Source organism: Nocardioides sp. NPDC058538 (assembly GCF_042719275.1).
Taxonomy (GTDB): Bacteria; Actinomycetota; Actinomycetes; order Propionibacteriales; family Nocardioidaceae; genus Nocardioides.
Genome location: NZ_JBHXNY010000006.1, coordinates 218,880 through 238,814, shown reverse-complemented (window position 1 = coordinate 238,814; position 19,935 = coordinate 218,880). Strand labels below are relative to the sequence as shown.

The window sequence follows — 19,935 nt, the reverse complement described above, 5'->3', positions numbered from 1 at the left end:
TAGCCCTATCCCCGGCCCCCCCCCGTCGCCTGCCCCCTCCCCCCCCCCCCCCGCCCCGCCGCGCGTCTGACGCCAGGAGGTAGGTCGTGGATGGGAGGATGAGCGACGTGGCAACGCAGGGACCCGGTCAGAGCAAGCGCGTACGCGGTCCTCGGGCCCCACAGGGGCCGGGGCGACGGCCGCGTGCTCCCATCCCGGCCCGCCCGGCGGCGATCGGAGGCATCGGAGGCATTGATGCGCTGCGCAAGCGTCTGCGCCGGCCCAAGCTCACCGGCCGCGCGATGATGATCATCGTCGTGGCCGCCGTGATGGTGATCTCCTACGCCTCCTCGCTGCGCGCCTACATCCAGCAGCGCCATGACATCAACGCCCTCCAGACCGAGATCGCCGAGCGCAAGGAACACATCAAGCAGCTCGAGGAGCAGACCCGTCGCTGGGAGGACCCTGCCTACGTCCAGCAGCAGGCCCGGGAGCGGTTCGGCTTCGTGATGCCGGGGGAGACGGCGTACGTCGCCCTCGACGAGAACGGCGAGCGCATCCAGACCGAGCCGGAGCTCACCGACCCCGGCAAGGTGGGCAGTGCGGAGCAGCCGAAGGCTTGGTGGGACGATGCGTGGGGTTCCGTGCTGCTGGCCGGTGACCCGCCGGAGCAGACAGGAGACGGGCCGGAGTCGGAGATCGACCCGCCCAAGCAGAAGAAAGACTGATGACATGGCGATCGATCCCAAGGACGTGTCCGCGATCACGGCACAGCTGGGACGCGAGCCACGGGGGATCCACGAGGTGGGGCACCGCTGCCCGTGCTCGCTGCCCGATGTGGTGACCACCGAGCCGCGGCTGCCCAACGGCACCCCGTTCCCGACGACCTTCTACCTCACCTGCCCGCGGGCAGCCTCGAAGATCGGCACCCTCGAAGGCACCCACGTGATGAAGGACATGGAGGCGCGGCTGGCGACCGACGAGGAGCTCGCCGCCGCCTACACCAAGGCTCATGAGGCCTATCTCGAGGCGCGCTACGAGCTCGGTGACCCGCCCGAGATCCACGGCATCTCCGCAGGTGGGATGCCCAACCGGGTCAAGTGCCTGCACGTCCTCGCCGGCCAGGCGCTCGCCCAGGGCCCCGGCGTCAACCCGCTCGGCGACGAGGTGCTCGAGCGGCTCGGCGAGTGGTGGAAGACCGGCCCGTGCGTGGACCTCGAGCTGGAGGACGAGGAACAGTGACCCGGCGGGTTGCTGCCATCGACTGTGGCACCAACACCATCAAGCTGCTGATCGCGACGGTCACCGCCGACGGCCTGAACGAGGACGTACGCGAGGCCCGCATGGTCCGCCTCGGCCAGGGTGTCGACCGCACCGGCGTATTCGCGGAGGAGGCCCTGCAGCGCGCCTTCGAAGCCATCGACGAGTACGCGACGCTGATCCGCGGGCACGGTGTCGAGAAGGTGCGCTTCGTGGCCACCTCGGCCACCCGGGACGCCGCCAACGCGGCGACCTTCATCGACGGCGTACGCGCTCGGCTCGGGGTCACGCCCGAGGTCGTCACCGGGACGGAGGAGGCGGCGCTCTCCTTCGGCGGCGCGGTCCGCAACCTGCGCGTCACCCCGGAGCCGCCGGTGCTGGTGATCGACATCGGTGGCGGGTCCACCGAGCTGATCCTCGGCGGCGGCCCGACCCTGAGCGTCGGCGAGGCGGACAGCATGGACATCGGCTCGGTGCGTCTGCATGAGCGCCACCTGCGCTCCGACCCTCCCACGCGCGAGGAGATCGAGGCTTGCGTACGCGACATCGACGCCCACCTCGACGACTGCCCCGTCGACCCGGCGGCCGCCGACACCGTGGTCGCCGTCGGCGGCACCATGATCCAGCTGGCCATGGGGCTGCTCGAGCTGACTGCGTACGACCGCACGGCCACAGATCACGCCGAGGTCGCGCCCGACGACGTCTACCGGCTCGTCGACCGCCTTCTGGCGATGACCGTCGAGGAGCGGCTGGCGCTGCCCTGGATGCACCCCGGACGAGCCGACGTGATCGCCGCCGGTGGGGTGATCCTCAGCCGGATCCTGAGGCGCTCGCATGTGGAGTCTCTGCTGGTCTCCGAGTCCGACATCCTCGACGGAATCGCCTGGTCCGTTAGAGACTAGGCATGTCGGGGGACTTTGATCTTGTGTTTGACGCCTAGGTTTGGGTTCACCGGCGTACCCATCAAACCGAACCAAATGCTGTCTCTCGGAAGGTCAAGAAGTGAAAAAGCTCATCCTGCTTGCCATCGCCGCCGCTGGTGTCGGCGTGCTGGTCAAGAACAAGTCTGAGCAGCTGAAGGCCGGCGCGAACAAGGTCACCCATGACCCGCGCGTCCAGTCGGCCCTCGCGACCGCCTCGGAGAAGGCGGCGCCCATCAAGGAGAAGGCTGCTCCCTATGCCGAGGCCGCCAAGGCCAAGGCCGGTCCCTACGCCGCCACGGTGAAGGAGAAGGCCGGTCCCTACGCGGAGCAGGCCAAGGAGAAGGTCTCGGCCGCCGCCGAGGTCGCCTCCGAAAAGCTGCACCGCAACGGCTCCGTCCCGGGTTCCACCCCGGGGCCCACCCCAGAGGCCGCTCCGGAGTCGACCACCGGCTCATCCTCGAGCAGCGAGTACGGCGGCTACCCGCCGGCTCCGCCGGTTCCGCCCTCGCCGTCTGCTCCGCAGGCCGGGGTCACCGGTGACCCGCTCACCGACCCGATCGCCCCGGCCGACCCGTACGCCGCCGAGGTTCCGCCGCCCCCGCCGTCCGACCCCGACAAGGCGTCCTACGACGACCTGGGCGGTGGCGACACCGCGGTCAAGCCCACCTCGGAGGGCACGCCCGAGTTCGCTCCCGAGCCGGTCAACTCTCCTGAGGAGGAGAAGGACAAGTGGTTCCGCGGCTGAGCTGCGGCCAGAGCTGATCTGTCATAGCGGGGCCATCTGAGTCACCCGCGGTCCGCCATCGGCGGGCCGCGGGTGACAATGGTTTGGTGACCATCCACGCCATCACCGTCCTGGGACACGACCGCCCGGGGATCATCGCCGACACCACCGCCCGCCTGGCCGGACTCGGACTCAACCTCGAGGACTCGACGATGACCCGGCTCCGCGGACACTTCGCGATGACGCTGCTCTGCGCGGGCGAGGCGACCACGGAGGCCATCCAGGCCGACCTCGAGCCGATCGCGGCCGACGGCACCCTGACGGTCACGGTCTACGAGCTCCCGGAGGAGCAGGCGCCGGCGGGAGCGGGCCAGCTCTTCGTACTCTCCGTCCACGGCGGTGACCGCCCGGGCATCGTCTCCACGGTGACTGCCGAGATCGCCGCGGTCGGCGGCAACATCACCGACCTGACCACCCGACTCTCCGGCGACCTCTATGTCGTCGTCGCCGAGCTCGAGCTGCCGGCGGAGGTCGACGTCGCCGTGCTCGAGGCGTCGATCAAGCGGGTCACCCTGGAGCTCGGCGTCGACGCCACCCTACGGCCGATCGAGGCCGACGACCTGTGAGTGAGATCAACGAACGAGTCGCCGGCTGGACCGAGGCGGAGCTGGGGGTCGAGGGCAGGGTCCTCGATGTCGTACGCGCCCCCGCCCACGTCCTCTCCGTGCCCGGCAAGGACGTCGACCCCGCCGCCCCCGAGACCGTCCAGCTCGCCGCCGACCTGATCGCCACCATGCGGGTCTCGCCCGGCTGCGTCGGCCTGGCCGCCGACCAGGTCGGCGTCTCGGCCCGCGTCTTCTGCGTCGACGTCTCCACCCACGTCAAGACCAAGACCCACCACGGGACGTACGTCCTGTGCAACGCGGAAGTCATCGAGGCCAGCCGCAACGAGAAGGCGCGCGAGGGCTGCATGTCCGTCCCCGACCTGACCGGTGACGTGAAGCGGGCCTCCCGGCTGACCGTACGCGGCCAGCTCCCGGTCACCGGCGAGACCGTCGAGATCGTCACCGACGCCTTCGAGGCCCGCTGCCTTCAACACGAGATCGACCACACCAACGGCCTGCTCTTCATCGACCGCGTCGCCGGCGCCCACGCGCTGCACCAGCGCCAGACGTACTTATGACGCTAATCTCTTCCGCGCGCCCCGGTATCCCAATCGGTCAGAGGACGGCGTCTTAAAAACGCTTCAGTGTGGGTTCGAGTCCCACCCGGGGCACTCTGCGATCCCCGGAACATCAGGGTTGTCCCGGACGTTGAGTGAGACACAGGGCCGGTACGCTGGCCACAGGAGCCGCCACCGTGGCGGCGACTTTCCAGTCGCTTTCGAGGAGTGACCCCCAAATGCAGAGCAACAACCCGGTGTTCCGTAGGGCAGAGGGCTTCGGGCAGCCGTCGCAGAATGCCTACGGCAACGCGACCTACGGTGGCAACGGCGCTCCGTACGCCGGCTACGGGCAGGACCCGAGCCAGTGGTCGACCGGCGGCCCCGAGGCTCCCCCCACGGGCGCGCCCATGACGATCGACTCGGTGGTGCAGAAGGGTGCGATCACGCTCGGCGTGGTCTTCCTGGCCGCCATCGCGACGTGGCTCATGACCCCCGCCATCGACTCCGATGCCAACCTCGCTCCGCTCTACCTGGCCGCGACCCTCGGCGCGGGAGCCGCCTTCATCCTGTCGCTGGTCAACTCGTTCAAGCGCGTGGTCAGCCCGGCGCTGGTCCTCGCCTTCGCTCTCGCCGAGGGCATCGCCCTGGGTGCGCTGAGCAAGACCTTCGACGCCCTGTTCGGGGGCGGCATCGTCGTCCAGGCCGTGATCGGCACCTTCGCCGCGTTCGCGGGCACCCTGGCTGCGTACAAGTTCTTCAACATCAAGGTCGGCAACAAGTTCCGCACCTTCGTGATCGCCGCCATGTTCGGCATGGTGGGCCTGAGCCTGATGGAGCTCGTGCTCGGCATGTTCGGTGCCAGCTTCGGCCTCTTCGGCTTCGGCACGCTCGGCATGATCACCGCCATCGCCGGCCTCGCGCTCGGTGTGTTCATGCTGATCCTCGACTTCGACCAGATCGAGTACGGCATCCGTGCCCAGCTCCCTGAGCGTGAGTCGTGGCGGGCCGTCTTCGGCCTGACCGTCAGCCTCGTCTGGATCTACACCAACCTGCTCCGTCTGCTGGCGATCTTCCAGCAGGACTGATCACGCATCAACAGGACCGCCCTGCTCCCTTCGGAGCGGGGCGGTTCTGTCGTTGTCAGCGCTGGGAGTGGTGGGGCTCGGCGACCGGGGGAGTCTCGTCGGGGCGCTCGCCCCGGCGAGGCTCGCGGTGCTCGTTCTCGAAGGAACGGGCACGGGCCCAGTTGCGGCCGACGCGGCCACGGGGGCGCGGAGCCGGGTCGATCTCGGTTCCTGGCCGGATGACGGCGCGTAGCGAGGCTGCGGCCAGCGGCATGACCTGCTTGCCGTTGTAGGTCTCCAGGATGGCGTCCTCGTCGCCGACGAGGCCCAGCACCGAGAGCGTCGGCGGCACCAGCACCTCGCCGAGCGCGTGGTAGCCGGCCGCGGAGGGGTGGAACTGGTCGGCGCCGAACCAGAACGCCGGGGTGGCCTTGAAGGCCGGGCCGAGGACATCACCCAGAGACACGGTGTGGCCACCGGCGCGGATGACGTGGAAGATCTGGCCGGCGGCGATACGGATCGACCAGGCCCGCATGATCGAGCGCAGCGGCGGCAGGATCGGGGTGGCGGTGCTGAGGTCGGGGACGGTGCCGACGAGCACCGGCACCCCGGCTTCCTGGAGCCGGATGACGGCCTGGGCGAGGTGGCTCACCGCGACCCGAGGGCGCACCCGGCGGATCACGTCGTTGGAGCCGACCAGGATGACCGCGATGTCGGCGTCGGCGGCGATCGCCTTCTCGACCTGAGGGTGCAGGTCGGAGGACTTGGCGCCGATCTCGGAGAGGTCGTGCAGGCGCACCGGCCGGCGTGCCTTCTCGGAGACGCCGGAGGCGAGGACGGCGCCAGGCGTGTCCTCGACCTCGGTCATTCCGTAGCCTGCGGCGCTCGAGTCGCCGAGCAGAGCGATGCTGATCGGTCGGCCCGGGTGCCGTGCTCCGTACCACCCGGTCGGGGAGGGTGCCACCGGCATCTTGACCTGATGCGTCGCTTTGACGGCAAGCGCCGCTTCCGCGACGAGGACCCCGGCGAACGCGGCCGTCGCGGCCAGTACACCCCCGCCGGCGTACGCGGTCTTGCGTGCCAGACTCTTCTTCGCCACGGGGACCACTCTAAAGTCTTCGGCCCACTACCGGGCACTCAGTATCGGGATATAGGGGATCTCACCTAGTGGACATACGCTGTCGCCATGGAGTACGTGGACTCGCTTCTCGACCTTATCGGCAACACTCCGCTCGTCCGTCTGGGACGCGCGCTGGACGGCGCCGGTGCATCCAAACCGGGGGAGGGACCGCTGGTTCTGGCCAAGGTGGAGTACCTCAACCCGGGCGGTTCGGTGAAGGACCGCATCGCCACCCGGATGATCGAGGCGGCCGAGGCGTCCGGTGAGCTGAAGCCCGGCGGGACGATCGTCGAGCCCACCTCCGGCAACACCGGTGTCGGCCTGGCGATGGTGGCCCAGCAGAAGGGCTACAAGTGCATCTTCGTCTGCCCCGACAAGGTCAGCGAGGACAAGCGCAACGTGCTGAAGGCCTACGGCGCCGAGGTCGTCGTCGCGCCCACCGCCGTGCCGCCCGAGCACCCCGACTCCTACTACAACGTCAGTGACCGGCTCGCCTCGCAGCCCGGGGCCTGGAAGCCGAACCAGTACGCCAACCCCAACAACCCGCGCTCCCACTACGAGGAGACCGGCCCCGAGATCTGGCGCCAGACCGAGGGGAAGATCACCCACTTCGTGGCCGGTGTCGGCACCGGCGGCACGATCTCCGGGATCGGCCGCTACCTCAAGGAACAGAACCCTGAGGTGCAGGTGATCGGCGCCGACCCCGCCGGGAGCGTCTACTCCGGCGGCAGCGGACGGCCCTACCTGGTCGAGGGTGTCGGTGAGGACTTCTGGCCGGAGACGTACGACCGCGACGTCGCCGACCGGATCATCGAGGTCTCCGACGCCGACTCCTTCGCCTACACCCGCAGGCTCGCCCGCGAGGAGCAGATGCTGGTCGGCGGCAGCGCCGGCATGGCTGCGTACGCCGCCAAGCAGCTCGCTGCTGAGCTGGCCGGCACGCCGGAGGGCGAGAACGCCGTGATCGTCGTGCTGCTGCCCGACTCCGGGCGCGGCTACCTGACCAAGGTGTTCAACGACGAGTGGCTGGCACAGTACGGCTTCGCGACCGGCGAGGCCGGCAAGCAGACGGTCGGCGACGTGCTGCGCGGCAAGTCCGGCCGGTTGCCCGACCTGGTCCACACCCACCCCGGCGAGACGATCGCCGAGGCGGTGCACATCCTGCAGGAGTACGGCGTCTCGCAGATGCCCGTCGTCCGTGCCGAGCCGCCGATCGTGGCCGCCGAGGTCGCGGGCTCGGTCTCGGAGCGGACCCTGCTCGAGGCGCTGTTCACCGGCAAGGCCAAGCTCACCGACTCCGTCGAGGAGCACATGTCCCCGCCGCTGCCCTCGATCGGCTCCGGCGCCGACGCGCACGACGCCGCCCACACCCTGGGCTCCTCCGACGCGCTGTTGGTGCACGAGGACGGCAAGCCCGTCGGCGTCCTCACCCGCCAAGACCTGCTCTTCTTCCTCACCAGCTCCTGAGGCGGTGGACCCTCCCCTGGCGGGGGAGGGTCGCGTACGCCATGATGCGTGCTCATGATCGCGTACCCCCACACCCGCCGGAGCGGAGCCCGAGGCAGTCGGCATCGCCTGACGCTCATCGCCGCGGCCACTCTGCTCACGCTGTTCTCGCTGACCGCATGTGGTGGTGGCGAGGGCAGCGGCGGTGGCGGGGGTGATCGGCCCAGCGCCGAGGACATCGAGGGCCAGATCACCCAGAGCAGCCAGGACCAGGTGACCGAGAAGCAGGCCGCATGCCTGGCGAAGACCTACTACGAGTCGGACCTCTCCGACGAGGCAGTACGCCTTCTGGTCGAGGCCGAGGACGTCTCCACGATCAGCCCGGAGGATCTCTCGGAGGCAGATCAGAAGGCCAGCAAGGAGCTCTACGAGCCGCTGGTGAAGTGCCTGTCGCCGGCTGAGTAGTCGCCGTTCGGTGCCGGCCGGAGCCAGGTGTCGGCCACCCGGGCGAGGTCCTCGCGACCCGAGACCCCGGTCTTGCGGCTGATGTTGTGCAGGTGGGTCTCGACGGTGCGGGTGCTCATCTCCAGGTCCGCTGCCAGCGAGGCGGTCGTGGGTCCCTCCGGGAGCAGCCGAAGCACCTCGCTCTCGCGTCCGGAGAGCCCGATGTGGGTGGCCGCGCGACGGAACATGCCGGCTCGGCTGCCGGAGATCTCGGAGCGCTCCCAGGCGGTGTCGAGAGTCTCGGCGGCGCCGGCCAGGTCGCCGGCCTCGCGCTGGAGGATGGCCAGCGAGATAGCGGCCCTGGTCACGAGGACGAGGGCGCCGGCGTCGGCGAGCTTCACGATCGCCTCGCGGAGGCCGTCGACGTCGCCTGCGGCCGTGGTCGCGGCGTACGCCCCCATGCCCTGCAGCAGCGGGCTCTCGGTGCCTGCCGCGAGGCTGGCGGCCCGGGTGATGTGCTTGTTCTCGTTGGCACCGCGCTCGACCGCCTCGACGGCGAGGAAGATGCCGCCGGTGACGTAGCCCGCGTCCAGTCGCTGGCCGACGAGCTCGCACAGCTCCTTGAGACTCGGCATCCGGCCGCTGGCCGGCGCCATGATGCTGGCCACCATCCCGGGCCACGGGCCGAAGGGGACCTTCGCGCCGCCGATCTGGGAGGCGAGGCTGCGAGCGTACTCCGGGCGGCCCTGGGCCATCGCGATCTCGGCGCCGAGGGTCAGGATGCCGGTGTGGGCGACGTCGCGGTAGGCCGCGACGCTCGAGGAGGAGAGGCTCTGGAAGGCCGCCTGGCTCGCCTCGGTCAGCCGGCCGGCGATGCTCAGTCCGAGCACGCAGAGATAGGCGTGGGCCTGGATGAGCGTGGCGCTCGAGCTCTGGTTGGCTGCCTCGAGCTGCTCGCGGGCGAAGTCGATGCCGCGTTCCAGGTCGCCGCCGAGCATGTCGGCGAGACCGATGAGGAAGGCGTGCAGACCGGCGGGCATCGGGTTCTCCGGGCGCTGGCTCTCCAGCAGGTTGCGCGCCTGCTCGACCATCCCGGCGGCGAGGAGGCGTTCGGCGGCGACGACGCCGAGCATCTCGGGGCCGACCGTGTCGCGCGGGTCGGGCTCGACCGTGGGCACCTCGGGGACGTACTCCGTCTGGAACTGCAGGTGGGCGCGGGAGGCCTCGAGCGTCGCGGCGAAGGTGGGCAGCCGCTTCAGCCCGTCGTCGAGGACGGCCTTGGCGGCGTTCAGGTCGCCCAGCTCGACCGCCTTCCAGGTGGCGAACCAGGCCAGCATCCAGGCCGACTCCTGGGTGTCGGTCAACGGCGTACGTCGTTCGACCTCCTCGATCTGGTCGCTGGGCGCCGCCGTGTTGCGAAGCGCGACGAGCAGCGGCAGCGCGGTCTCGGGTGAGGGCATCTCGGTCCAGGAGCGGCGCGCGCGGGTGACCTCGTCGGCCATCTGGCGCAGCGAGCGCTGGTGGAGCAGGGCGGCGTCGGCGCCGCGGGGCCGGTGGGTGGCGTAGTCGAGGAGCGGTTGCTCGGCCGCCAGGTGGTTGCGCGCGATCACCAGCCCGAACGCCGAGCCCTCGGTGATCAGGTAGTCGCCGATGAGCGGCGGGTAGAGGCCCACAACGCCGCTGCCCGGGCCGTCCTCGCTGTGCCGCGCCAGGCCGTGGGCGAAGAGCGCGTCGAGCACGTTGCGCTCGATCATCTTCTCGGCCTCGTCCAACGGCACAGGGCCCGTCACCGCGAGCGCGGTCGCGCCGTCCCAGGCGTCCTGGTCGAGACCGGCGACCAGCGGCTCGACGGCGGAGGCGAGCTCAGGAGCCCAGCCCGTACGCCGCGGCAGCCGCCACAGTCCGTCGAGCTGCTCCAGCACCCCTGCCCGCGGCCCGACGGTGGCGATGGCCCGGACCAGGCCGAGCAGGCCGCCGGTCGCCATCGCGATCCGGGCCAGGGATCCGGCCTCCACCGGGCCGCCGAGGATCCCGCGGCACACCTCGTGCACCTCGTCGACCTCGAGCGCGGGGGAGCGGACCTGGACCGATGGGGCGATGCCGAGCATCAGCGTGTTCTCGGCGACGGGGTGCTGGTGGCGACTGCTGGTCACGGCCAGGAGACGTCGCTGGCGGTGGATGTTGCGCAGGGCACCGACCGAGTAGGCGTCAAGAGCGTCGGCGTCGTCGATCACGAGGACGGTGCCGTTGCCGAGCTGCTTGCTCAGCGCCGTGGTCATCTCGCCGATGGTGCGACGGGGGCCGGTGGGCGTCGCGCTGCCGATGCCGGCGGCGGTCAGCGCGGCGAACGGCTCGTTCTGCCAGGCGCGGTGGCCGCTGATCTGCAGCACGGACCGGCCCTCGTCCTCGAGCCGGTTGGCGACCAGGGAGCAGAGCTCGCTGCGTCCGGATCCGCGGGGCCCCACCAGGTGGACGCTCAGGCCTGCGCCGACGTAGTCGATGACCTCGTCGACCACCCGCGCGAGGACACCTTCGCGATCCGACATGCTCACCCCCTACCTCAAGGTACATCCAAATGCATACCGGATTTTCTGTGGGGACGCTGTATCGCCCGCGTATTAGGTCTACTGATACGCAGGTTACCTGTTTACAGTACGTAAACAGTCCGTCTCAGACCGCAACCTCTGGGCACAGATGATGAGATAGTGATCTCACGGGCTGAGGTTCTCCTTGGCCTGAACACTGAGTGACACCAGGTTGCCGCATCAGCTCCCCCATCTGTATGCGGCCCTGGTGGCACGAAGAGCTGAGAGCCCGGCCGTCCCGGACTCGAGGTCGCGATCATCCCCCCGCGGTCGTGACCTCGAGCCCAGGGCGGCCGGGTTTCTTTGTGCCTGCGATCGGCCCAGGTGCGGTGGCTCACAAGAAACGTACCCCCTCGGGAGGGGGTGCTGAGGTTCATGTGGCGGCAGTGACATAGTGATCGACGTGGACAGCGTCCTGGAGTTAGCCAGGTGGCAGTTCGGCATCGTGACCGTCTACCACTTCCTGTTCGTCCCGCTCACGGTGGGACTCACCATGCTCGTCGCCGTGCTGGAGACGATCTGGCTGCGTACGAAGAACCCTGAGTGGCTTCGGCTGACGAAGTTCTTCGCGAAGCTCTTCCTGATCAACTTCGCGCTCGGTGTGGTCACCGGGATCGTGCAGGAGTTCCAGTTCGGGATGACCTGGTCGGACTACTCCCGCTTCGTCGGGGACGTCTTCGGGGCTCCGCTGGCGATCGAGGCGCTGCTCGCCTTCTTCCTGGAGTCGACCTTCCTCGGCCTGTGGATCTTCGGTTGGGACAAGCTGCCGCGGGCGCTGCACAACGCGTGCATGTGGATCGTCCACCTCGGCACCCTGGCCTCGTCGTGGTTCATCCTGGCGGCCAACTCCTGGATGCAGCACCCGGTCGGCTACAAGTTCAACGAGATCACCGGCCGCGCCGAGCTCACCGACTTCTGGGCGGTGATGTTCAACAAGGTGCAGCTGGGCACGTTCCCGCACGTCATCCTCGCGGCGTACCTGACTTCGGCCGCCTTCATGCTCGGCATCCTGGGCTGGCTCTACCTGCGTCGGCCCGGCGAGAACAACGCCGACCGTCCGATGCACCGGCGCGGGATGGTGCTGGCGGCCTGGATCATGGTCTTCTCCGGCATCGGTGTGGCGGTCTCAGGTGACATCCAGGGCAAGATCATGACCGAGGTGCAGCCGATGAAGATGGCGGCCGCGGAGGCGCTGTGGGAGACCTCCGACTCGTGCGCGCCGTTCTCCATCCTGACCATCGGCACCCGCGACGGGAAGCACGAGAAGTGGGCCCTCGAGGTGCCCTGCGTGCTCTCCTTCCTCGGCACCGGCACCTTCGACGGCAAGGTCGAGGGCATCTACGACCTGCAGGAGAAGTATCGGGAGACGTACGGATCGACGCCGGGCGCGACCTACTACTCACCCGGCGACTACACCCCGAACATCCCGGTCACCTACTGGACCTTCCGCTGGATGATGGGTCTGGGCGTCGTCGGCAGCCTCATCGGGCTGGCGGTGCTCTGGTTCACCCGCCGAGGACGTACGCCGACAGGGCTGGTCGGGCGCTTCCTGCCCGCGCTGGCGATCTCGGCGCCGGTGATGGTGCTGCTGGGCAACTCGATGGGCTGGATCTTCACCGAGATGGGGCGTCAGCCTTGGGTGGTCTTCGGGGTACTGACCACCCCCAACGGCGTCTCGCCGGGCGTCGAGCCCTGGGAGGTGTGGATGTCGCTGATCGGGTTCACGCTGCTCTACGCCGTGCTCGCGGTCGTCGAGGTCGGGCTGCTCATCAAGTATGTGAAGAAGGCTCCGGACCCATTCGTCGAGCCACCCGACCCCTCCCTGCGCGGCTCCGACTCGGATGCCGACGAGCCGATGAACTTCGCGTACTGAGGAGCCTGCGATGGAACTCACGACAATCTGGTTCTGCCTCATCGCGGTGCTGTGGATCGGCTACTTCGTCCTGGAGGGCTTCGACTTCGGCGTCGGGATGCTGCTCCCCGTGCTGGCCCGCGACGACCGCGAGCGGCGCGTCATGATCAACACGATCGGGCCGGTCTGGGACGGCAACGAGGTCTGGCTGCTGACCGCGGGCGGCGCGACGTTCGCGGCGTTCCCGGAGTGGTACGCCACGTTGTTCTCCGGCTTCTACGTGCCGCTGTTCCTCATCCTGATCGCGCTGATCGTGCGTGGCGTTGCCTTCGAGTACCGCCACCAGCGGCCTTCGGTCACCTGGGCCGGCTGGTGGGACCGCGCGGTGATCTTCGGGTCCTACGTCCCCGCGTTCCTGTGGGGTGTGGCCTTCGCCAACATCGTGCGCGGGGTGCCGATCGACGCCGACTTCGAGTTCACCGGGACGGTGCTGACGCTGCTGAACCCGTACGGTCTCCTCGGCGGGCTCGTCACGCTGTCGCTGTTCGTGACCCACGGTGCGCTGTTCATCGCCCTCAAGACCGACGGCGAGATCCGCGGCCGGGCTCGTGCGCTGGCGCTCCGCGTCGGGGTCGTCGCCGCCGTGCTCGCCGTGGTGTTCCTGGCCTGGACCCAGGGCCTGACCGGCAACCTCGGCACCGCCGTGATCTTCGTCGTGGCGGCGCTCGCGCTCGTGGGCGGGCTGGCGGCTGCGTACGTCGGTCGTGAGGGGTTCGCCTTCGCGGGCACCTTCCTCGCCATCGGGCTGGCCGTGGCCGGGCTCTTCGTGGGGCTCTTCCCCGACGTGATGCCCTCGAGCACCGACGTCGCCAACTCGCTGACGACGACCAACGCCGCGGCGACGCCCTACACGCTGAAGCTGATGACCATCGTGGCCGCGGTGTTCACGCCGATCGTGGTGGGTTACCAGGCCTGGACGTACTGGATCTTCCGCAAGCGGATCTCGATCCATCACATCCCCGCCGCCCATTGAGATGCGTCCGAACGACCCTCGCCTTCGCGCCCAGCTGATCGTCGCCCGCCGGCCGCTCGCCGTCGTGGTGGCGGCCGGGGTGCTGGGCGCGGTGCTGCTGATCGCCCAGACGTACGCCGTCACCGGGCTGCTCATCTCCGCGATCCGCGACACGGGGTCGGTGAGCGGCTGGGCCCTGGCAGTCGTGGCCGTCTTCGCCGGACGCGCCGTCCTCGGAGTGGTCTCCGACGTGGCCGGTGCCCGGGCCGCGGGTGTCGTCGGGGCGGACCTGCGGCGCCGGGTGGTCGGGGCGATCCTGCGCGGCCGGTCGGAGAGCTCGGGCTCGCTCTCGGCGTTGGCCACACGCGGGGTCTCGGCCGCCGAGCCGTACCTGACGCGCTACGTGCCGGCGCTGGTGCTGGCGTGCGCACTGCCCGTCATGGTGCTCGCGGTGATCATCTGGACCGACCCGCTCAGCGGTCTCATCGTGGGGCTCACGCTGCCGCTGATCCCGATCTTCGGTGTGCTGGTCGGACTGGCCACGCGTGACCAGGCGGCCAGCCAGTGGCGGGCGATGTCGGCCCTGGCCGGTCACTTCCTCGACGTGATGAAGGGCCTGCCCACCCTGGTCGCCTTCGGTCGCGCCACTGCCCAGTCGCGCGTCATCGCCACGATCACCGACCGCTACCGCCGCCGCACCCTCGAGACCCTGAAGATCGCGTTCGCCTCATCGGCCGTGCTCGAGCTCGTCGCGACCATCTCGGTCGCCCTGGTGGCGGTGATCATCGGGGTCCGGCTCGCCGCCGGCTCGGTCGACCTGCAGACGGCTCTCGTGGTCCTGCTGCTCGCCCCCGAGGCCTACTGGCCGCTGCGCCGCGTCGGCACCGAGTTCCATGCGGCCGCCGAGGGTACGGCGACTCTCGAGGCCACCGCGGACCTCTCCGCGCGAGACGTCACCCGCGTCGGCCGAGGCGTCACCCGCGTCGGTCGAGACGTCACCGACTGCCATCTCGACCGACCGGAGCGACGTCTCGGCATGTCTCTCGGTGAGGTGGGGCTGACCTATCCGGGGCGCGAGCGGCCGGCGCTGGCGCCGGTCTCCGGGACGGCCCCTGGCCGGGGGATCACCGCGATCGTCGGGCCGAGCGGTTGCGGGAAGTCCACGTTGCTGGCGACGATCGCTGGCCTCCACGAGACGTACGCCGGCACGGTCGAGCTCGACGGACTGACGCCGGCCGCGGGTGACGAGTGGCGGCGGCGGTTCGCCTACCTGCCCCAGCGTCCGGTGTTCGTCAGCGGCACGATCGCCGACAACCTGCGGCTGGGGTCGCCGGAGGCGACCGAGAGCGACCTGTGGCGCGTACTCAAGCGGGTCTCTCTCGCCGACCGGATCGCCGACCTCCCCGGCGGTCTCGGCGCCGACCTGGCCGAGGACGGCCGCTCCCTCTCGGCGGGCGAGCGAGCCCGGCTGGCGCTGGCCCGCGTCGTACTCTCCGATCGTCCCTGGATCCTCCTCGACGAGCCGACCGCCCACCTCGACCCCGACACCGAGCGGATCATCGCCGACACCGTCACCGACCTGGCCCGCGACCGCGCCGTAGTCCTCGTCGCCCACCGCGAGGCGCTCATCGACATCGCCGACCAGGTCATCACCCTCTCCGCCGGGGCCCCGCCCGCCGAGACGTCGCCCGCGTCGGCCGAGACGTCGCTCCCGTCGGCCGAGACGGCAACCGCTGACGCCTCGGCCGACGTACCTGACGCTTCGGCCGACGTACCTGACGCTTCGGCGCGGGTGGCGCTGTGGGGATCGGCAGTGGTCGGTGGGCTGAGCTGGGCGTCGGGTGTGGCGCTGACGGCGCTGGCAGGGTGGCTGATCATCAAGGCCTCCTACCACCCGGTGATCCTGACGCTGGTGGCCGCGATGGTGGGGGTGCGTACGTTCGGGATCGCGCGGCCGGTGCTGCGCTACCTGGAACGGTTGTGGTCGCACGACAGTGCGCTGCGGCTCCTGGCCAGGCGACGGGTGCAGATCTACGACGCGCTGGTGCCGTTGGTGCCCGGCGCGCTGCCCGGCCGCCGGGGCGACGTGCTGGCCAGAGTCGTCGACGACGTCGACGCGGTGCTCGACGAGGAGCTGCGGGTGCGGCTGCCGATCCGGGAGTACGCCGTCGTGGCGGCCCTCGCGGTCCTGGCGACCGCGCTCATCGACCCGGTCGCCGGGGCCTTCACCATGGGCACGGTGCTGGCGGCGGGTGCCGCCTTCGGGATCGCGTACGCAGGAGCAGCGCGCGCCGAGAACATCTCGGTCACGGTGCGGGCGAGGGTGTCCGAGCAGGTGGTCGAGGCGACCCAGACGGCCACCGAGCGCCGGATGTGGCAGGCCGGCGAGCCGGTGCTGCAGACCCTCGACGACCTGGCGGGCGCAGCCACCAGGGCGACCACGACAGCGGCTTCGGCCTCCTCGCTGGCCAAGGCCATCGTGCTGGTGACCGCCGGCGCGGCGGTCGCCGCGACCGCCACCTATGCCACCGTCGGCGACGGTCCGATGCTCGCTCTGCTCACCCTGGTCCCGCTGGCACTGGCCGAGCCCGCAGCGACGCTTGCCGACGCCGGCGCCGCCAGGGCCCGCACCCGTGCCGCGCAGCGCCGTCTCGACGACCTCACCAGCCGTTCCCCGGCGGTCGAGACCCCGGAGCACCCGGAGCGGCCCACCGACGACACCACGATCACGATCACCGGCGTCACCGCCCACCCCGGCGGCCAGACGATCGGCCAGGGTGTCGAGATCCCCGACCTGCACGTCGAGCCGGGTGCGAGGATCGGCATCGTCGGCCCGTCCGGCTCCGGCAAGAGCACCCTGGCCGCCCTGCTGCTGCGCTTCCTCGACCCGGACACCGGCACGATCACCCTGGGCGGAAGGTCGACCGGCGACATGGACCCGCAGGACGTACGGAAGATCGTGGGTCTCGTCGACGACGACCCGCACGTCTTCGCCTCGAGCCTCGTCGAGAACGTCCGCCTGGCCCGGCCCGGAGCCACGGACGAGGAGGTCGAGGAGGCGATCCGGCGCGCCCACCTCGGCGACTGGCTCGATGCCCTCCCTGCCGGGATGCAGACCAGGCTCGGCGACGGCGCCGCCGAGGTCTCGGGGGGCGAGCGGGCCAGGCTGGCGGTGGCAAGGTCGCTGCTGGCAGGGCACAAGGTCCTGGTTCTGGACGAACCTTTGGCTCATCTGGACACCGCCACCGCCGCGTCGCTGGCGCGTGAGGTGCTCGCGCGGGAGGATGGCTCGACAACTGGCGCAGAGCCTGGTCCGCATGGCGGCACGAAAACCGTATTGTGGATGACTCACACATCGACCGGACTGGGGCGGACCGATACCGTGGTCTCCCTTCAACGAATGGGGGAAGTGAGACGGTGTTGACCGAGACAAGGACGATCCGGGTCTACCTGCTCGACGACCACGAGGTCGTGCGCCAAGGGTTGACGACACTGCTCGACAGTCATGACGACATCGCCGTCGTCGGCCAGGGCGGCACCACCGCCCAGGCACGCGAGGACATCGACCGCCTTCAGCCGGACGTGTGCGTGCTCGACGCCCGCCTGCCCGACGGCTCGGGGATCGAGGTGTGCCGTGAGGTCCGTGCGGCCTACCCGGAGATGCTCGCGCTCATCCTGACCTCCTATGACGACGACGAGGCACTCTTCTCGGCGATCATGGCCGGGGCCAAGGGGTACGTCCTCAAGGACATCCGCGGCAACGACCTGGTCGAGGCGATCCGCACCGTCTCCGGCGGCGGCTCGCTGCTCGACCCGCTGATGACCGCGAAGGTCATGGAGAAGATGCGCAACCCCGATGGCGAGTCGCCGCAGATGCAGGCGCTCACGCCCCAGGAGAAGCGCCTGCTCGCGCTCATCGGCGAGGGTCTGACCAACCGCGAGATCGCGGGGCGGATGTTCCTGGCCGAGAAGACGGTCAAGAACTACGTCTCCAGCATCCTGGCCAAGCTCGGTGTGCAGCGACGCACCCAGGCCGCGCTGATGGCCAAGGAGCTGCTCCACCCCCGTCGGGGTCAGTAGTAGGAATCAGACCCCGGCGCCCAACGGCACCTGCCAGACGAGCTCGGTGCCGCTGGGTGAGCGCGGGCCGATCTCGAGCTGGCCACCGAGCTGGACCGCGCGACAGCGGGCGTTCTTCAGCCCGCTCTCCTCGGCCTCGTCGGGGACGCCGCCGCCGTCGTCGCGTACGACCAGCTTGATCTCGCCGTCCTGAAGGGTCAGCTCGATCTGGGCGCTGTGGGCCTGGGCGTGCCGGGCGAGGTTGGAGACCGCCTCGCGCAGCACCGGCAGCAGGTGGTTGCGGACCGAGTCGGGCACCGCGGTGTCGACCGGCCCGGTGATCTTGATCTCCGGGGTGAAGTCCATGACGCCCGCGTACTCCCGGACGACCTCGCGCACCTGCGCACGCAGCGAGGAGGCATCGTGGTTGCTGAGGTCGAAGATGGAGCCGCGTACGTCCTTGATGGTCTGGTCCAACGCGTCGACCTGCTCCGAGAGCCGCTTGGGCAGGTCCTCGACCCGCTGCGGGTTGCGGCCCAGGGTCTCGAGCTGGAGCCCGATCGCGAAGAGACGCTGGATGACCACGTCGTGCAGGTCGCGGGCGATCCGGTCACGGTCGGTGATGACGGCGAGGTCGGCCCGGTCCTCGACCGCGCGGAGGCGGTCCAGGGCGAGGGCGGCCTGACCGGCGAAGCCGAAGAAGAGCTCGCGCTCGTGCTCGTCGTGGGCGGCGCCGGCCTTGTCGTAGATCGCCAGGAGCGCGCCGCGGCCGGCGAGCGAGGAGCGCACCGGAGCGACCACGACGTAGAGGCCGTCGACCTCGAGGTCGAGCGGCTCGACGATGCGACGGTCGATCAGGAGCGGGACCTTCTCGGTGACCGCCCGGACTTGTTCCTCGTGACCGGGCGCGGAAGCGAGACCGGAGACGAGACCGTGCTCGATGCGGGTGCCGGCACCGACGCCGATCGCGCGCATCAGCGGCAGCGCGGTCTCGCACATCCGCTCGAGGGCGACCAGGTGGTCCAGTGGCGGGGTCAGGGCACGGCTGAGCTCGGCGCTCGCCTCGAGCCACCGGCGGCGCTGCTCGCTGAGCTCGAGCTCGCGCACCTTGTCGATCTGGGCGCCGGCGGCGCGGGCCAGGGCGACGACGAGCTGCTCGTCGTGGCTGGTGAACTCGGCACCGCCGACCTTCTCGGACAGAAGCAGGTGGCCGAAGTCGCGGTCGTCGATGCGCAGCGGCACCTCGATGAACTTGCGCTTGCCGGGGTCGCCGGTACGCAGCGCGTGGCTGCCGCCGCCGTCATGCGTGCGGGGTGAGACCAGCAGGAGAGGCTCGGGTGCGGTGATTCCTCTGGGCCGGGTCGTCGATGCCGGCTCGTCGTCGGCATCGAGGTCGTCATCGAGGCGAGCCCGGCGGCCGCGGCTCTTGCCCACGACCTGCAGGGTCGGCTCCTGCTGGTGACCGTAGGTGATCAGGTCCTGCAGGTCACCCTCGGGGCTGAGGATGCCGAGGGCGCCGTAGCTCGCCCCGGTCAGCTCGCAGGCGGAGCGGGTGATTCTCTCCAGCATGGCGCTCAGGTCGAGCTCGCTCGACATCGCGATGACCGCGTCCAAGAGCGAGCGCGCCGATGGCTCCAGACCGGTCAGGTCCTCGGTCGCGTCAGTGGTCACCTGTCAGAGTCTGTCGTGCGGGACCCGGTCGCGTCCACATATCGGCAACAGTTTCTCCACTGTCTGCCTCAAACTCACGCGAATGCGTGCGTTTGGTCATTGACTCGCGATCTCGCCATCGACGTAGAGCCACCGTCCGGCACGTACCTCGAACCGGCTGTGCTCGGCGAGCACCCCGTCGCCCGACGGTGCCTGGTAGGACGCCCGGAACGCCACCCAGCCGTGGGTGTCGTCATCGAGCCCGGAGCCCTCGATCTCCAGCCCCGTCCAGGTCAGCTTCGGGTCGGGTGCGGCCACGCCCAGATCGTCGGGGCGAGTGCTCGGATGCCAGGTGCGGAAGATGTAGTCCCAGTCCCCGAGGGCGTACGCCGCGTAGCGGCTGCGCATCAGCTCCTCCGGAGTCTCGGCCAGGGCGCCACCACGGTGCAGCCGGTGGCAGCACATCGCATAGCGCCTCCCGCTGCCGCACGGGCACTCCTGGGTCAGGGGCGAACCGGTGGCGGTGCGGCCGAAGGGGGACATGCGTCCATTGTGTACCGGAAAGGGCGCATTCTAGCCGTAGGCCCGGAGCGCCCCGTCTATTGTGTGGGGGTGGCTCTCAGGCGCAATCGGCTCGGGACGGCGGGGGTGC

General features: G+C 70.0%; 17 protein-coding genes and 1 tRNA gene. 14 read left to right on the top strand and 4 right to left on the bottom strand.

Going from position 1 to position 19,935, the window contains the following annotated elements; genetic code table 11:
* Positions 1-107 precede the first annotated feature (107 nt).
* The 8 genes from ACFWQC_RS08355 to ACFWQC_RS08320 all read left to right on the top strand — a co-directional run bounded on the left by ACFWQC_RS08355 (position 108) and on the right by ACFWQC_RS08320 (position 5,136).
* Positions 108-707 (top strand): septum formation initiator family protein, encoded by a 600-nt coding sequence (locus tag ACFWQC_RS08355; RefSeq protein ID WP_378675729.1) that lies wholly within the window; start codon positions 108-110, stop codon positions 705-707.
* 4 nt (positions 708-711) lie between these two features.
* Positions 712-1,221 (top strand): DUF501 domain-containing protein, encoded by a 510-nt coding sequence (locus tag ACFWQC_RS08350; RefSeq protein ID WP_378675726.1) that lies wholly within the window; start codon positions 712-714, stop codon positions 1,219-1,221.
* Complete coding sequence (locus tag ACFWQC_RS08345; protein WP_378675723.1) at positions 1,218-2,141, top strand: exopolyphosphatase; 924 nt, start codon at positions 1,218-1,220, stop codon at positions 2,139-2,141. The genes ACFWQC_RS08350 and ACFWQC_RS08345 overlap by 4 nt, the downstream gene beginning before the upstream one ends.
* Positions 2,142-2,241: 100 nt before the next feature.
* A complete protein-coding gene (locus ACFWQC_RS08340) occupies positions 2,242-2,907 on the top strand; it encodes a hypothetical protein (RefSeq protein ID WP_378675720.1) in 666 nt (221 codons plus the stop codon).
* 86 nt (positions 2,908-2,993) lie between these two features.
* A complete protein-coding gene (locus ACFWQC_RS08335) occupies positions 2,994-3,512 on the top strand; it encodes a glycine cleavage system protein R (RefSeq protein ID WP_378675717.1) in 519 nt (172 codons plus the stop codon).
* Positions 3,509-4,069 carry a peptide deformylase gene (def, locus tag ACFWQC_RS08330; protein ID WP_378675712.1) on the top strand — a complete coding sequence of 187 codons (561 nt, stop codon included), beginning with the start codon at positions 3,509-3,511 and terminating at the stop codon, positions 4,067-4,069. Before ACFWQC_RS08335 ends, def begins: the two co-directional genes overlap by 4 nt.
* Positions 4,070-4,087: 18 nt before the next feature.
* A tRNA-Leu gene (locus ACFWQC_RS08325) sits at positions 4,088-4,162 on the top strand.
* 125 nt (positions 4,163-4,287) lie between these two features.
* Positions 4,288-5,136 carry a Bax inhibitor-1/YccA family protein gene (locus ACFWQC_RS08320; protein WP_378675709.1) on the top strand — a complete coding sequence of 283 codons (849 nt, stop codon included), beginning with the start codon at positions 4,288-4,290 and terminating at the stop codon, positions 5,134-5,136.
* A 55-nt stretch (positions 5,137-5,191) separates the two neighbouring features.
* Here the strand turns inward: ACFWQC_RS08320 and ACFWQC_RS08315 are convergent, their stop codons facing one another.
* Positions 5,192-6,214, bottom strand: a complete 1,023-nt coding sequence (locus ACFWQC_RS08315; protein ID WP_378675706.1) for an SGNH/GDSL hydrolase family protein — start codon at positions 6,212-6,214, stop codon at positions 5,192-5,194.
* A gap of 87 nt (positions 6,215-6,301) precedes the next feature.
* Here ACFWQC_RS08315 and ACFWQC_RS08310 point away from each other — a divergent pair, with 87 nt between their 5' ends.
* Together ACFWQC_RS08310 and ACFWQC_RS08305 are read left to right on the top strand one after the other, a co-directional pair.
* Positions 6,302-7,702 carry a cystathionine beta-synthase gene (locus ACFWQC_RS08310; protein ID WP_378675703.1) on the top strand — a complete coding sequence of 467 codons (1,401 nt, stop codon included), beginning with the start codon at positions 6,302-6,304 and terminating at the stop codon, positions 7,700-7,702.
* Between the two features lie 54 nt (positions 7,703-7,756).
* Positions 7,757-8,146, top strand: coding sequence for a hypothetical protein (locus ACFWQC_RS08305; protein ID WP_378675700.1), 390 nt, complete (start codon positions 7,757-7,759; stop codon positions 8,144-8,146).
* On the opposite strand, the gene ACFWQC_RS08300 is transcribed toward ACFWQC_RS08305, so the two are convergent.
* The gene (locus ACFWQC_RS08300) at positions 8,107-10,671 is read right to left on the bottom strand and encodes a LuxR C-terminal-related transcriptional regulator (RefSeq protein WP_378675697.1); all 2,565 of its coding nucleotides are present in this window, start codon (positions 10,669-10,671) and stop codon (positions 8,107-8,109) included. The genes ACFWQC_RS08305 and ACFWQC_RS08300 overlap by 40 nt on opposite strands.
* 442 nt (positions 10,672-11,113) lie before the next feature.
* Between ACFWQC_RS08300 and ACFWQC_RS08295 the strand changes: the two genes are divergently transcribed.
* From ACFWQC_RS08295 to ACFWQC_RS08280, 4 genes are read left to right on the top strand one after another with little or no spacing between them, the layout of a single operon-like run.
* Complete coding sequence (locus ACFWQC_RS08295; RefSeq protein ID WP_355018291.1) at positions 11,114-12,583, top strand: cytochrome ubiquinol oxidase subunit I; 1,470 nt, start codon at positions 11,114-11,116, stop codon at positions 12,581-12,583.
* A 10-nt stretch (positions 12,584-12,593) separates the two neighbouring features.
* Positions 12,594-13,595 carry a cytochrome d ubiquinol oxidase subunit II gene (gene cydB, locus ACFWQC_RS08290; protein WP_378675693.1) on the top strand — a complete coding sequence of 334 codons (1,002 nt, stop codon included), beginning with the start codon at positions 12,594-12,596 and terminating at the stop codon, positions 13,593-13,595.
* Position 13,596: 1 nt separating this feature from the next.
* On the top strand, positions 13,597-16,998 hold the full coding sequence (gene cydD / locus ACFWQC_RS08285; RefSeq protein WP_378675690.1) for a thiol reductant ABC exporter subunit CydD: 3,402 nt from the start codon (positions 13,597-13,599) through the stop codon (positions 16,996-16,998).
* Positions 16,992-17,654, top strand: coding sequence for a response regulator transcription factor (locus ACFWQC_RS08280; RefSeq protein ID WP_350662111.1), 663 nt, complete (start codon positions 16,992-16,994; stop codon positions 17,652-17,654). Before cydD ends, ACFWQC_RS08280 begins: the two co-directional genes overlap by 7 nt.
* Positions 17,655-17,660: 6 nt before the next feature.
* On the opposite strand, the gene ACFWQC_RS08275 is transcribed toward ACFWQC_RS08280, so the two are convergent.
* Positions 17,661-19,304, bottom strand: coding sequence for a GAF domain-containing sensor histidine kinase (locus ACFWQC_RS08275; RefSeq protein WP_378675686.1), 1,644 nt, complete (start codon positions 19,302-19,304; stop codon positions 17,661-17,663).
* A gap of 96 nt (positions 19,305-19,400) precedes the next feature.
* Positions 19,401-19,826: a YchJ family protein gene (locus ACFWQC_RS08270; protein ID WP_378675684.1), complete on the bottom strand. Its 426-nt coding sequence runs from the start codon at positions 19,824-19,826 to the stop codon at positions 19,401-19,403.
* Positions 19,827-19,935 lie beyond the last annotated feature (109 nt).

Coding starts and splice junctions, on each gene's coding strand:
- ACFWQC_RS08350 (WP_378675726.1), top strand. CDS start 712: ATGGCGATCGATCCCAAGGACGTGTCCGCGATCACGGCACAGCTGGGA.
- ACFWQC_RS08320 (WP_378675709.1), top strand. CDS start 4,288: ATGCAGAGCAACAACCCGGTGTTCCGTAGGGCAGAGGGCTTCGGGCAG.
- ACFWQC_RS08310 (WP_378675703.1), top strand. CDS start 6,302: ATGGAGTACGTGGACTCGCTTCTCGACCTTATCGGCAACACTCCGCTC.
- ACFWQC_RS08305 (WP_378675700.1), top strand. CDS start 7,757: ATGATCGCGTACCCCCACACCCGCCGGAGCGGAGCCCGAGGCAGTCGG.
- ACFWQC_RS08300 (WP_378675697.1), bottom strand. CDS start 10,671: ATGTCGGATCGCGAAGGTGTCCTCGCGCGGGTGGTCGACGAGGTCATC.
- cydB (WP_378675693.1), top strand. CDS start 12,594: ATGGAACTCACGACAATCTGGTTCTGCCTCATCGCGGTGCTGTGGATC.
- cydD (WP_378675690.1), top strand. CDS start 13,597: ATGCGTCCGAACGACCCTCGCCTTCGCGCCCAGCTGATCGTCGCCCGC.
- ACFWQC_RS08270 (WP_378675684.1), bottom strand. CDS start 19,826: ATGTCCCCCTTCGGCCGCACCGCCACCGGTTCGCCCCTGACCCAGGAG.